Below are 12,303 nucleotides of genomic sequence, written 5' to 3' on the forward strand. Positions count from 1 at the left end.
GCAGAACTTGCAGAAGATTCCTGGGGGTCGCCCCCAGACCCCTATGAAGCTTCAGGCCCAACAAGGAGAGCAGGGAACCCAGATGGCGGAGCTCACGATCCGGCCGGAGGAGATCCGGGACGCACTGGAGACTTTCGTCCAGTCGTACAAGCCGGACGCGGCCTCGCGCGAGGAGGTCGGCACGGTCAGCGTTGCCGGTGACGGCATCGCGAAGGTGGAGGGCCTGCCCTCCGCCATGGCGAACGAGCTGCTGAAGTTCGAGGACGGCACCCTCGGCCTCGCGCTCAACCTCGAGGACCGCGAGATCGGTGCGATCGTCCTCGGCGAGTTCAGCGGCATCGAGGAGGGCCAGCCGGTGCAGCGCACCGGTGAGGTGCTCTCCGTCGGCGTCGGCGAGGGCTACCTCGGCCGTGTCGTCGACCCGCTCGGCAACCCGATCGACGGTCTCGGCGAGATCGCGACCGAGGGCCGCCGCGCCCTCGAGCTGCAGGCCCCGGGCGTCATGCAGCGCAAGTCCGTGCACGAGCCCATGGAGACGGGTTACAAGGCCGTCGACGCCATGACGCCGGTCGGCCGCGGCCAGCGTCAGCTGATCATCGGCGACCGCCAGACGGGCAAGACCGCCCTGGCCGTCGACACGATCATCAACCAGCGCGAGAACTGGCGCTCGGGCGACGTGAACAAGCAGGTCCGCTGCATCTACGTCGCCATCGGCCAGAAGGGCTCCACCATCGCTTCCGTGCGCGCCGCGCTGGAAGAGGCCGGTGCCCTGGAGTACACGACCATCGTCGCCGCCCCGGCGTCCGACCCGGCCGGCTTCAAGTACCTGGCGCCCTACACCGGCTCCGCCATCGGCCAGCACTGGATGTACCAGGGCAAGCACGTCCTGATCGTCTTCGACGACCTGTCGAAGCAGGCCGACGCCTACCGCGCCGTGTCGCTGCTGCTGCGCCGTCCGCCGGGCCGCGAGGCCTACCCGGGCGACGTCTTCTACCTGCACTCCCGCCTGCTGGAGCGCTGCGCCAAGCTGTCGGACGACATGGGCGCCGGCTCGATGACCGGTCTGCCGATCGTCGAGACCAAGGCGAACGATGTGTCGGCGTTCATCCCGACCAACGTCATCTCCATCACCGACGGCCAGTGCTTCCTGGAGTCCGACCTGTTCAACGCCGGCCAGCGCCCGGCCCTGAACGTCGGTATCTCGGTCTCCCGTGTCGGTGGCTCCGCGCAGCACAAGGCCATGAAGCAGATCTCCGGCCGCCTGCGCGTCGACCTCGCCCAGTACCGCGAGCTGGAGGCGTTCGCCGCGTTCGGTTCCGACCTGGACGCCGCGTCGAAGTCCTCCCTGGAGCGCGGCAAGCGCATGGTCGAGCTGCTCAAGCAGGGCCAGTACCAGCCGATGCCGGTCCAGGAGCAGGTCATCTCCATCTGGGCGGGCACCACCGGCAAGATGGACGACGTCCCGGTCGAGGACATCCGCCGCTTCGAGTCCGAGCTGCTCGAGTTCCTGCGCCACAACCGCAAGGACCTCCTGACCTCGATCCGCGAGGGCGGCAAGATGTCGGACGACACCCTCCAGTCCGTCGCCGACGCCATCGCCGACTTCAAGAAGCAGTTCGAGACCTCGGACGGCAAGCTTCTGGGCGAAGACGCTCCGGCCGGCAAGTAACGACGGAAGGGACCTGACTCATGGGAGCCCAGCTCCGGGTCTACAAGCGTCGCATCCGATCCGTTACCGCGACCAAGAAGATCACCAAGGCGATGGAGATGATCGCCGCCTCGCGCATCGTCAAGGCGCAGCGCCAGGTGGCGGCCTCCACGCCGTACGCGACCGAGCTCACCCGTGCGGTGACCGCGGTGGCGACCGGCTCCAACACCAAGCACCCGCTCACCACCGAGGCCGAGTCCCCGGTGCGCGCGGCGGTGGTGCTGCTCACGAGCGACCGCGGTCTGGCCGGCGGCTACTCGTCCAACGCCATCAAGGCTGCGGACCGGCTGACGGAGCGGCTGCGCGGTGAGGGCAAGGAGGTCGACCACTACATCGTCGGCCGCAAGGGTGTCGCCTACTACAACTTCCGCGAGCGCAAGATCGTGGACAGCTGGACCGGCTTCACCGACAGCCCGAGCTACGCGAACGCGAAGGCCGTCGCCGCCCCGCTGATCGAGGCCGTCACCAAGGAGACGGCCGAGGGCGGCGTGGACGAGCTGCACATCGTCTACACGGAATTCGTGTCGATGATGACGCAGAACGCGGTGGACAACCGGATGCTGCCGCTCAGCCTCGAGAAGGCGTCGGAGGAGACGGTCGGCAAGGGCGAGATCCTGCCGCTGTTCGACTTCGAGCCGTCGGCGGAGGACGTCCTCGACGCCCTGCTGCCGCGCTACGTCGAGAGCCGCATCTACAACGCGCTGCTGCAGGCCGCTGCTTCCGAGCACGCCGCCCGCCGCCGCGCGATGAAGTCGGCCACCGACAACGCCGGTGAGCTGATCACCAGCCTCACCCGGCTTGCCAACGCGGCCCGCCAGGCCGAAATCACCCAGGAAATCAGCGAGATCGTCGGTGGCTCCGCAGCCCTGGCCGACGCGAACGCGGGGAGTGACAAGTAAGTGACGACGTCTATCGATAACGCAGTGGCTGCCGCCACCGGCCGCATCGCGCGGGTCATCGGCCCGGTCGTCGACGTGGAGTTCCCCGTCGACGCGATGCCGGAGATCTACAACGCGCTGACCGTCCAGGTCGCCGACCCGGCCGAGGAGGGCGCGCTCAAGACGCTGACCCTCGAGGTCGCGCAGCACCTGGGTGACGGCATGGTGCGCACCATCTCCATGCAGCCCACCGACGGCCTGGTCCGCCAGGCAGTGGTCACCGACACCGGCAAGGGCATCACCGTGCCCGTCGGTGACGTCACCAAGGGCAAGGTGTTCAACACCCTGGGCCGCGTCCTCAACGAGGACGAGTCCACGGTCGCGAACGCCGAGCGCTGGCCGATCCACCGCAAGGCCCCGGCCTTCGACCAGCTCGAGTCCAAGACCGAGATGTTCGAGACCGGCCTGAAGGTCGTCGACCTCCTCACCCCGTACGTCAAGGGTGGAAAGATCGGTCTGTTCGGTGGTGCCGGTGTCGGCAAGACCGTTCTGATCCAGGAAATGATCATGCGTGTGGCGAAGCTGCACGAGGGCGTTTCCGTCTTCGCGGGTGTCGGTGAGCGCACCCGTGAGGGCAACGACCTCATGGTCGAGATGGAGGAGGCCGGCGTTCTCGACAAGACCGCGCTGGTCTTCGGCCAGATGGACGAGCCCCCGGGCACCCGTCTGCGCGTCGCCCTGGCCGGTCTGACCATGGCGGAGTACTTCCGCGATGTGCAGAAGCAGGACGTGCTGTTCTTCATCGACAACATCTTCCGCTTCACGCAGGCCGGCTCCGAGGTCTCCACGCTGCTCGGCCGCATGCCGTCCGCGGTGGGCTACCAGCCGAACCTGGCCGACGAGATGGGTCTCCTCCAGGAGCGCATCACCTCGACCCGCGGTCACTCGATCACCTCGATGCAGGCGATCTACGTCCCCGCGGACGACCTGACCGACCCGGCCCCGGCGACCACCTTCGCCCACCTCGACGCGACGACGGTCCTCTCCCGTCCGATCTCCGAGAAGGGCATCTACCCGGCCGTGGACCCGCTGGACTCCTCGTCCCGCATCCTCGACCCGCGGTACATCGCCAAGGACCACTACGAGGCCGCGACCCGCGTCAAGGGGATCCTGCAGAAGTACAAGGACCTCCAGGACATCATCGCGATCCTCGGTATCGACGAGCTCGGCGAGGAGGACAAGCTCGTTGTCCACCGCGCCCGCCGTGTCGAGCGCTTCCTGTCCCAGAACACCCACGCGGCGAAGCAGTTCACCGGTGTGGACGGTTCGGACGTCCCGCTCGACGAGTCGATCGCCGCGTTCAACGCGATCTGCGACGGTGAGTTCGACCACTTCCCCGAGCAGGCCTTCTTCATGTGCGGTGGTCTCGAGGACCTGAAGAAGAACGCCAAGGAGCTGGGCGTCTCCTGATCCGGGACGGCCGGGGCGGGGCGCGTACCCGCCCCCGGCCGAACCGATCGCACGGAGAGGGGCGGGTGCGTCCCGTCCCTCCCCGCACGCCCATTAGAATTCATCCAACACCCGGCGAACCTGCCGGGTGGTGACCCGAGGAGCCAACCTTGGCTGCTGAGCTGCACGTCGAGCTGGTCGCGGCGGACCGCAGTGTCTGGTCCGGCGAGGCCACCCTGGTCGTCGCCCGCACCACGTCCGGCGACATCGGCGTCATGCCCGGTCACCAGCCGCTTCTCGGCGTGCTGGAATCGGGCCCGGTGACCATTCGCACCAGTGACGGCGGTACGGTCGTCGCCGCGGTGCACGGCGGTTTCATCTCGTTCGCGGACAACAAGCTGTCCCTGCTGGCCGAGATCGCCGAGCTCGCGGACGAGATCGACGTCAAGCGTGCGGAGCGGGCGCTGGAGCGCGCCAAGTCGGAGGCGGATGCCGCCGCCGAGCGTCGCGCCGATGTCCGGCTGCGTGCGGTCGCGGGGCACTGAGTCCCGCACCGAACAGGTTTGTGACCTCAGCCGCGGCTCGTTCCGGAATTTCCGGGGACGGGTCGCGGCTGAGGCGATGTACGTCCGTTTTACTTGCGGTAGTCGATGAGCGAGGAGGTCGGTGAAGATGCTCCTCGCTCTGCTTGTGAGCGGCCTGGTCGTAGCCCTGGTGGTGATCGGCCTTTTCGTCTTCGGGCTGCGCCGGCGGCTGATCCAGCGCTCCGGCGGCACCTTCGACTGCAGCCTGCGCTGGGACGTGTCCGACAAGCACGACGTCTCCGGCAAGGGCTGGGTGTACGGGGTCGCCCGCTACAGCGGTGACCGTATCGACTGGTTCCGCGTCTTCTCCTACTCCCCGCGGCCCCGCAGGCTGCTGGAGCGGGGTTCGATCGAGGTCGTCGCGCGCCGCGCCCCGGAGGGCGAGGAGGAGCTGGCCCTGCTGTCCGACGCCGTCGTGCTCGGCTGCACCCACCAGGGGGTGCGCCTGGAGCTGGCGATGAGCGAGGACGCCCTGACCGGTTTCCTGGCCTGGCTGGAGGCGGCGCCGCCCGGCCAAAGGGTGAATGTCGCGTAAGAATTCCCTGCCCCGTTGGGTGGGGGTCCCCCAGACGAAGTCTGGGGGAGGGTGAATGTTGCCTGACATGCCGCCGCCCTCCCCGGGACTGACTGCTCCGGGGAGGGCGGCGGTGTCTTCGGGCCGCGGCCGGGGGCGGGGGGCGGATCCCGTCCCGCGGCCGCGGCGGTCAGCGGTTCACGGTGCGGGGGTCACTGCAGGCCGGAGTGGACGGCGGAGGCGAGCTCGCCGTTCGCGGTGTCGCCGCTGAACTCCCAGTAGAAGGCGCCCTTGAGGCCCTGCTGCTTGGCCCAGGCCATCTTGCCGGCGATGGTGGCGGGGGTGTCGTAGCTCCACCAGTTGCTGCCGCACTTGGCGTAGGCGGTGCCGGCGACCGTGCCGGTGGCCGGGCAGGTGCTCTTGAGGACCTTGTAGTCCTCGATGCCCTGCTCGTACGTGCCCTGCGCCGGGCCGGTGGCGGTGCCGCCGGGGGCGGCCTGGGTGACGCCGGTCCAGCCGCGGCCGTAGAAGCCGATGCCGAGGTTCAGCTTGCTGCCCGGGACGCCCTTGGCCTTGAGCTTGGCGATGGCGTCGGCGGAGTTGAAGCCGGCCTGCGGGATGCCGGCGTACGAGGTGAGCGGGGAGTGCGGGGCGGTCGGGCCCTTCGCCGCCCAGGCGCCGAAGAAGTCGTACGTCATGACGTTGTAGAAGTCGGTGTACTGCGCGGCGCCCGCGTAGTCCGCGGCGTCGATCTTGCCGCCGTCGGAGGCGTCGGCAGTGATCGCGGCCGTGACCAGGTTGTTCGGACCGAACTTGGCCTTCATGGCCTTCATCATGTTGGTGAACGCGGTCGGGCCCGAGGTGTCGCAGGTCAGGCCGCAGGCGTTCGGGTACTCCCAGTCGAGGTCGATACCGTCGAAGACGTCGGCCCAGCGGGGGTCCTCCACCAGGTCGTAGCAGGACTGGGCGAAGGCTGCCGGGTTGGCCGCGGCCTGGCCGAAGCCGCCCGACCAGGTCCAGCCGCCGAACGACCACAGCACCTTGATGTGCGGGTACTGGGCCTTCAGCTTGCGCAGCTGGTTGAAGTTGCCGCGCAGCGGCTGGTCCCAGGTGTCGGCCTTGCCGTCGACGCTCTGGTCGGCGCTGTAGGCCTTGTCGTAGTCGGCGTAGGCGTCGCCTATGGTGCAGCGTCCGCCCTGGACGTTGCCGAAGGCGTAGTTGATGTGCGTGATCTTCGCCGCGGTGCCGGAGGTGACCAGGTTCTTCACGTGGTAGTTGCGCCCGTAGACGCCCCAGTTGGTGAAGTAGCCGAGCTTGACCTTCTCACCCGGGTCCGGCGGGGTGGTGCCGCCCGGGGTGGTGACGGTCAGGGTGCCCGAGGAGGGCCCGGTCTGGCCCGCGGTGTCGCGTGCGGTCACGGAGTACGTGTACGCCGTCCCCTTGGTCAGGCCGGTGTCCGTGTACGAGGTCCCGGTGACCGTCGCGATCTTCGCGGAGCCGCGGTAGACGTCGTAGTCCTTGACGCCCTTGTCGTCGGTCGCCGCGGCCCAGGACAGGGCGGCCGAGGTCTCGGTGACCGTGCCGGCGGTGGGCGTGCCGGGGGCCGAGGGCGGGTTGTCGCCGGGCTCGGAGGGCCCGCCGTCGCAGGGGGCGCCGTTGAGCTTGCAGCCGGCGGGGGCTCCGGAGCCGCTGCCGTTGAAGCCGAAGGTGACGCTGGCGCCGGGCGCGAGGGTGCCGTTCCAGCCGACGTTCTTGGCGGTCCAGTGGTCGGCGGAGTTGGTGACCGCGGCGTCCCAGGCCGAGTTGACCCGGGTGCCCGAGGGGAAGTCCCACTCGACGGTCCATCCGGTGAGGGTGGTGGTGCCGGTGTTCTTCACCGTCCACCTGCCCTCGAAGCCGGAGCCCCAGTCCGAGACCTTCGTGTACGTCGCCGTCGCGGACGCGGCGGCCTGCGCGGGGCCGGCCAGGGCCACGAGCCCGGCGGCCGGCACGGCGAAGGCGGCCACGGCCGCGGCGAGCCTGCGCATCAGACGGGTGGTGCGGGGTGGGGGTGCTGTGCTCAAGGGTGCTCCTCCGTAGGTCCGTCGCGGCCGCGGGGCCGGCTGCGACTCGGGGGTGGGACCTGCGCCGCCCGTGAGCGTCCCTGGCACGGCACGCTCACCACAGTTTCCGCGAGCGTAGAAAGGTCTGGACCAACCGTCAAGAGGTCCAGACCACAACGGAGTTGGATGCGGGCTAGAGTCCCAGCTCCTGCGCGAGGACGGCCGCCTGCACCCGGCTGCGCAGCTCCAGCTTCCCCAGCAGCCTGCTCACGTGCGTCTTCACCGTCGCCTCGGCCATCGACAGCCGCACCGCGATCTCCGCGTTCGACAGGCCCTCGCCGAGGCAGCCCAGCACCTCCCGCTCCCGGCGCGTCAGGGACTCCACCGCCGCGGCCCGCTCCGGCGCCACGGCGGCCTTCGCCTTCTGCGGCGCCGCGAACTCGGCGATCAGGCGCCTGGTCACCGCCGGGGAGATCAGCCCCTCGCCGCGCGCGACGGTCCGCACGCCGGCGATCAGCTCCGCCGCGTCGGCGTTCTTCAGCAGGAAGCCGGCCGCGCCCGCCCGCAGCGCCCCGAAGACGTACTCGTCGAGGTCGAACGTCGTCAGGACCAGGACGTCGGCCAGGCCCTCCGCCACCACCTGCCGCGTCGCCGACACCCCGTCGAGCCGGGGCATCTGCACGTCCATGAGGACGAGGTCCGGGCGGAGCTCCCGGGCCAGCCGCACCGCCTCCTCGCCGTCCGCGGCCTCGCCGACGACCTCGATGTCGCCCGCGCTGCGCAGGATCAGCACCAGCCCCGCGCGCACCGCGCTCTGGTCCTCCGCCACCACCACCCGGAAGGTCACCCGGTCACCGCCTTCTCCTCCGCGGGCAGGACCGCCCGCACCCGCCAGAGCGGGCCCTCGCGGCCCGCCGTGAACTCCCCGCCCAGCAGCTCCGCCCGCTCCTGCATGCCGACCAGGCCGGCCCCGGAGCCGGGGGCGCGGCGCGGGGGCCGGTCGGCGCAGGGCGACTCGACCGCCACCGTCAGCAGCCCGCCGGCGCGGGCCACGCGGACCCGTACCGTGCCGGGGGCGGCGTGCTTGAGGGCGTTGGTGAGCGACTCCTGGACGATGCGGTACGCCGCCAGCTCCACGGGGGCCGGCAGCGGATCCGGCCCGTTCCCCCGCTCGTCGCACAGCTCGAACTCCAGCCCGCTTCCCCGGCCGTTGACGCGGGCCTGCGCCACGAGGGCCTCGAGCCCGTCCAGGGTGGGCGTCGCGACGGCCTCCTGCTCCGCGCCCGCGTCCCGCAGCAGCCCGATCAGCCGGCGCATCTCGGCCAGCCCCTGCACGCTGTTCTCGCGGATCACCCCGAGGGCCTCGCGGCTCGTCGCGGGGGAGTCGATGGACAGGGCCGCCGTGGAGTGGATGGCGATCGCGGACAGGTGGTTGGCCACCATGTCGTGCAGTTCGCGGGCCATCCGCGCCCGCTCGGCCACCACCGCCTGGGTACGGTCCATCTCGGCCAGCAGCGCCGTCTGCTCCGCGCGCAGCCGGGCGGCGACGGCGGCCTCGCGGTGGTTGCGCAGGGTCGCGCCCGTCAGCGCCGGGCCGAAGCTGACGATGCCGGTGACCACGCCGATCATCAGCGCCTGCGGGGTGCGGAGCCAGGCCACCGCGATGATCGTGACGGCCACGGTGACCAGGCCGGTCGAGACCGGCAGCCGCCGGGCCATCGGGGGCTTTCCGTAGAGGGCGGCCGCGTACACCAGGTCCGTGAAGATCATGATCGTGCCGAAGTTGCCCACGGTGAACTGGTCCGCGATCACGGCGAGGGTGCCGACGCCCATAATGAGGTGCGGGCAGCTGCGGCGCACCAGCTCCAGCGGCCCGATCACCAGCAGCGGGACCAGGGCCGCCCAGGCGGGGAAGAAGTGCCGGTTGTTCGTGGTGTAGATGCCGAGCGACCACAGCAGCACCCCGCCGAGCACGCTGACCGCGGCGAGGAGCACGTCGTCGCGGTGGGGGCGGGGGAGCCGGCGGCTCGGTGCGGGGGCGGTCGGGGTCTCGGTCGCGGTCACGTCCCCATCCAACACGCTGAGCGGCCCGGGGGCCTCGCCGCCGGGGCGTACCGCGCGGGCGGTCCACTACACCGAAGGATGCAGTCCCGGTTCACCTGCGGAGACGACGAACCGGCGCGCCGCGGGGGAGAGGCTGGGACCAGGTGCCGGGCGGCCGTCGGCCGCCGCACCGCCGAACCCCCAGCGAATGGAGAAACCCGTGCTCGTCGCCCTGATCGTCGCCTGCGAGGTGGGCTTCTGGGTGCTGCTCGCCGCCGGCCTCGCCCTGCGCTACTTCGCGAGGATGCCCCGGCTCGGGGCGGCCGTCCTGCTGTGCGAGCCGCTGCTGGAGCTGGTGCTGCTGGTGGTCTCCACGCTGGACCTCAGGAACGGCGGGGAGCCGTCCTGGAAGCACGGCCTCGCCGCCCTCTACATCGGCTACACGGTCGGATTCGGCCACTACACCGTGAAGTGGCTCGACCGGCATGCCGCCCACCGCTTCGCCGGCGGCCCCAAGCCGCCGGGCCCGAAGTACGGCAGGGAACGCGCCCGCCACGAGGCGAAGCTGTGGCTGCGGACCGTGGCCGCCGGCGCCGTCGCCCTCGCCCTGCTGGAGGCCGCGATCCTCTACGTCGGCGACGCGGGCGACACCTCCGGCCTGCGCGGCTGGCAGTTCGGCGCCCTGCGCGCGGTCGCCATCCACGGCATCGTGGCCGCCACGTACTGGATCTGGCCCCGCAAGGCCCCGGCGGCCGGGACCCCGGAGGCGCCAAAGACCCCGGCCCCCGGCGCCGACCCGGCCCTCCCCGCCCGGCGCGACGCCTGAGGCCCGTTCGGCAGGTCAGTCCCGCTCGCCGCCCGGCACCCACAGCACGTCCCCGACCTCCTTGTTGGCCGTACGCGCCAGGATGAACAGGAGGTCGGAGAGGCGGTTGAGGTAGGTGGCGGTCAGCGGGTTCATCACCTCGCCGTGCACCTCCAGCGCCGCCCACGTGGAGCGCTCCGCTCGGCGGACCACGGTGCAGGCCTGGTGCAGCAGGGCCGCTCCGGGCGTGCCGCCGGGGAGGATGAAGCTGCGCAGCTTCTCCAGCTCCGCGTTGAAGCGGTCGCAGTCGGCCTCCAGCTTGTCGACGTAGAACTGCTCGACCCGCAGCGGCGGGTACTCCGGCTCCGCCACGACCGGGGTGCAGAGGTCCGCGCCGACGTCGAACAGGTCGTTCTGCACCCGCACCAGCACCTTCACGACCTCGTCCGGCAGGCCGCCGAGGGCGATCGCCGTGCCGATGGCCGCGTTCGCCTCGTTCGCGTCGGCGTACGCGGAGATCCGCAGGTCCGTCTTGGCGGTGCGGCTCATGTCGCCGAGGGCCGTCGTGCCCTTGTCGCCCGTGCGGGTGTAGATGCGCGTGAGGTTCACCATGCGGCCAGCGTAGGGGAGTCGCGGGCGCTGCGGCTGCTGGGCCGGACCGGTGTGATGTCCGTCATCTGAGACGTGACGCGTGTTACTTCCCGGTCACACCACCGCCCGCGACCGCTAGTCTCCGGCCGAGAGGCACGAGACCGGGCCGTTTCAAGAACGAGGGGTGTGCAGTGGCTGGGAAGCTCGCCGTCATCGGTGCGGGGCTGATGGGTTCGGGAATCGCTCAGGTCTCCGCTCAGGCGGGATGGGACGTCGTCCTGCGCGACGTCACCGACGCCGCGCTGACCCGGGGCACCGACGGCATCAAGGCCTCGTACGACAAGTTCGTCTCCAAGGGGAAGATGGCGGCCGAGGACGCGGAGGCCGCGCTCGCCCGCATCACCACGACGACCGACCTGGACGCGGTCGCGGACGCCGACATCGTCGTCGAGGCCGTCTTCGAGAAGCTCGAGGTCAAGCACGAGATCTTCCGCGCCCTGGACAAGCTCGTCCGCGAGGACGCGATCCTGGCCTCCAACACCTCCGCCATCCCGATCACCAAGATCGCCGCGGTGACGGAGCGCCCGGAGCGCGTCGTCGGCGCGCACTTCTTCTCGCCGGTGCCGATGATGCAGCTGTGCGAGCTCGTCCGCGGCTACAAGACCAGCGACGAGACCCTCGCCGCGACCCGCGCGTTCGCCGAGTCCGTCGGCAAGACCTGCATCGTCGTCAACCGCGACGTGGCCGGCTTCGTGACGACCCGTCTGATCTCGGCGCTCGTCGTCGAGGCCGCCAAGCTGTACGAGTCGGGCGTGGCGTCCGCCGAGGACATCGACATCGCCTGCAAGCTCGGCTTCGGGCACGCCATGGGCCCGCTCGCCACCGCCGACCTGACCGGCGTCGACATCCTGCTGCACGCCACCGGCAACATCTACACCGAGTCCCAGGACGAGAAGTTCGCGCCGCCGGAGCTCATGCGCCGCATGGTCGACGCGGGCGACTTCGGGCGCAAGACGGGCCAGGGCTTCTACAAGCACTGAAACCGGACACCCGCACGGACGCCCCGGATTGGGGCGCCTGTTCGAGAGATCGGCCCTGCGGGTGATTTTGGTATCGGTTCGCTCACGGTCGGCAACTTCACTGCCCGCGCCGCAGTCAGTTGCAGTGAGAGTTGCCGACCGCGGACCAGTCGGACCAGACACAAGCCAGCACTGCCGGGAGCGCATATGCACATCAGGGGCGACCACGCCGAACTCGCTGTCGGGGGCCGCCTCGACGTGCGCAGCGCGGCGGACGCCCGTACGGCCCTGCACACCGCCCTCGACCGCGGGCGCGGCGACCTCGTGCTCGACCTCACCGGACTCGACTCGTGGGACGCCACCGGCCTCGGCGTGATCATGGGCGCCCACCGCAGGGCCGGGCGGACCGGCCGCCGCCTCGTGCTGCGCGGGGTCCCGCCGCAGATGCAGCGCCTCCTGGTCGCCACCCGCCTCCACCGCATCCTCGCCATCGAGGGCGGCCTGGAAGCGGAATCGCTCCCGAGGGTCTGAGACCACAGGGGCAGCCGCCCCGCCGCCGCACCCGCCTGCGGAAACGTAACGGTACGGCGGATAACGCACCCCTGCGGTTCCGTGTTCGACCGGCCACCGTCTAGGGTCGGGCGGACACCGGACCGGCAGCGGCACCGCA

Annotated in this window: 12 protein-coding genes; 8 read left to right on the forward strand and 4 right to left on the reverse strand. The window is 70.7% G+C overall.

Annotated elements, in window-relative coordinates; translation table 11 throughout:
* The first annotated feature begins 82 nt into the window (after window positions 1-82).
* The 5 genes from atpA (at window position 83) to C0216_RS05705 (ending at window position 5,154) form a co-directional block, all read left to right on the forward strand.
* The gene (atpA, locus tag C0216_RS05685; RefSeq protein WP_114054198.1) at window positions 83-1,669 is read left to right on the forward strand and encodes a F0F1 ATP synthase subunit alpha; all 1,587 of its coding nucleotides are present in this window, start codon (window positions 83-85) and stop codon (window positions 1,667-1,669) included.
* Between the two features lie 20 nt (window positions 1,670-1,689).
* On the forward strand, window positions 1,690-2,607 hold the full coding sequence (locus C0216_RS05690; RefSeq protein ID WP_114054199.1) for a F0F1 ATP synthase subunit gamma: 918 nt from the start codon (window positions 1,690-1,692) through the stop codon (window positions 2,605-2,607).
* A gap of 12 nt (window positions 2,608-2,619) precedes the next feature.
* Window positions 2,620-4,056: a F0F1 ATP synthase subunit beta gene (gene atpD, locus C0216_RS05695; RefSeq protein ID WP_428985481.1), complete on the forward strand. Its 1,437-nt coding sequence runs from the start codon at window positions 2,620-2,622 to the stop codon at window positions 4,054-4,056.
* Window positions 4,057-4,205: 149 nt separating this feature from the next.
* Complete coding sequence (locus C0216_RS05700) at window positions 4,206-4,580, forward strand: F0F1 ATP synthase subunit epsilon (protein WP_114054201.1); 375 nt, start codon at window positions 4,206-4,208, stop codon at window positions 4,578-4,580.
* A gap of 127 nt (window positions 4,581-4,707) precedes the next feature.
* Complete coding sequence (locus C0216_RS05705) at window positions 4,708-5,154, forward strand: DUF2550 domain-containing protein (protein ID WP_114058473.1); 447 nt, start codon at window positions 4,708-4,710, stop codon at window positions 5,152-5,154.
* Between the two features lie 191 nt (window positions 5,155-5,345).
* Here the strand turns inward: C0216_RS05705 and C0216_RS05710 are convergent, their stop codons facing one another.
* The 3 genes from C0216_RS05710 to C0216_RS05720 all read right to left on the reverse strand — a co-directional run bounded on the left by C0216_RS05710 (window position 5,346) and on the right by C0216_RS05720 (window position 9,239).
* On the reverse strand, window positions 5,346-7,160 hold the full coding sequence (locus tag C0216_RS05710) for a glycoside hydrolase family 18 chitinase (protein WP_174250499.1): 1,815 nt from the start codon (window positions 7,158-7,160) through the stop codon (window positions 5,346-5,348).
* A 208-nt stretch (window positions 7,161-7,368) separates the two neighbouring features.
* Complete coding sequence (locus C0216_RS05715) at window positions 7,369-8,022, reverse strand: response regulator (protein ID WP_114054203.1); 654 nt, start codon at window positions 8,020-8,022, stop codon at window positions 7,369-7,371.
* Window positions 8,019-9,239 (reverse strand): sensor histidine kinase, encoded by a 1,221-nt coding sequence (locus tag C0216_RS05720; protein WP_114054204.1) that lies wholly within the window; start codon window positions 9,237-9,239, stop codon window positions 8,019-8,021. The genes C0216_RS05715 and C0216_RS05720 overlap by 4 nt, the downstream gene beginning before the upstream one ends.
* 199 nt (window positions 9,240-9,438) lie before the next feature.
* Between C0216_RS05720 and C0216_RS05725 the strand changes: the two genes are divergently transcribed.
* Window positions 9,439-10,044, forward strand: coding sequence for a hypothetical protein (locus C0216_RS05725; RefSeq protein WP_114054205.1), 606 nt, complete (start codon window positions 9,439-9,441; stop codon window positions 10,042-10,044).
* A 15-nt stretch (window positions 10,045-10,059) separates the two neighbouring features.
* Here C0216_RS05725 and C0216_RS05730 read toward each other — a convergent pair whose 3' ends face one another.
* Complete coding sequence (locus C0216_RS05730) at window positions 10,060-10,635, reverse strand: cob(I)yrinic acid a,c-diamide adenosyltransferase (RefSeq protein WP_114054206.1); 576 nt, start codon at window positions 10,633-10,635, stop codon at window positions 10,060-10,062.
* Between the two features lie 170 nt (window positions 10,636-10,805).
* On the opposite strand from C0216_RS05730, the gene C0216_RS05735 reads away from it, so the two are divergent.
* Window positions 10,806-11,654 (forward strand): 3-hydroxyacyl-CoA dehydrogenase family protein, encoded by an 849-nt coding sequence (locus tag C0216_RS05735; protein WP_114054207.1) that lies wholly within the window; start codon window positions 10,806-10,808, stop codon window positions 11,652-11,654.
* Between the two features lie 186 nt (window positions 11,655-11,840).
* Complete coding sequence (locus tag C0216_RS05740) at window positions 11,841-12,164, forward strand: STAS domain-containing protein (RefSeq protein ID WP_114054208.1); 324 nt, start codon at window positions 11,841-11,843, stop codon at window positions 12,162-12,164.
* Window positions 12,165-12,303: the final 139 nt, after the last annotated feature.

This window comes from Streptomyces globosus (genome assembly GCF_003325375.1).
Lineage (GTDB): Bacteria > Actinomycetota > Actinomycetes > Streptomycetales > Streptomycetaceae > Streptomyces > Streptomyces globosus_A.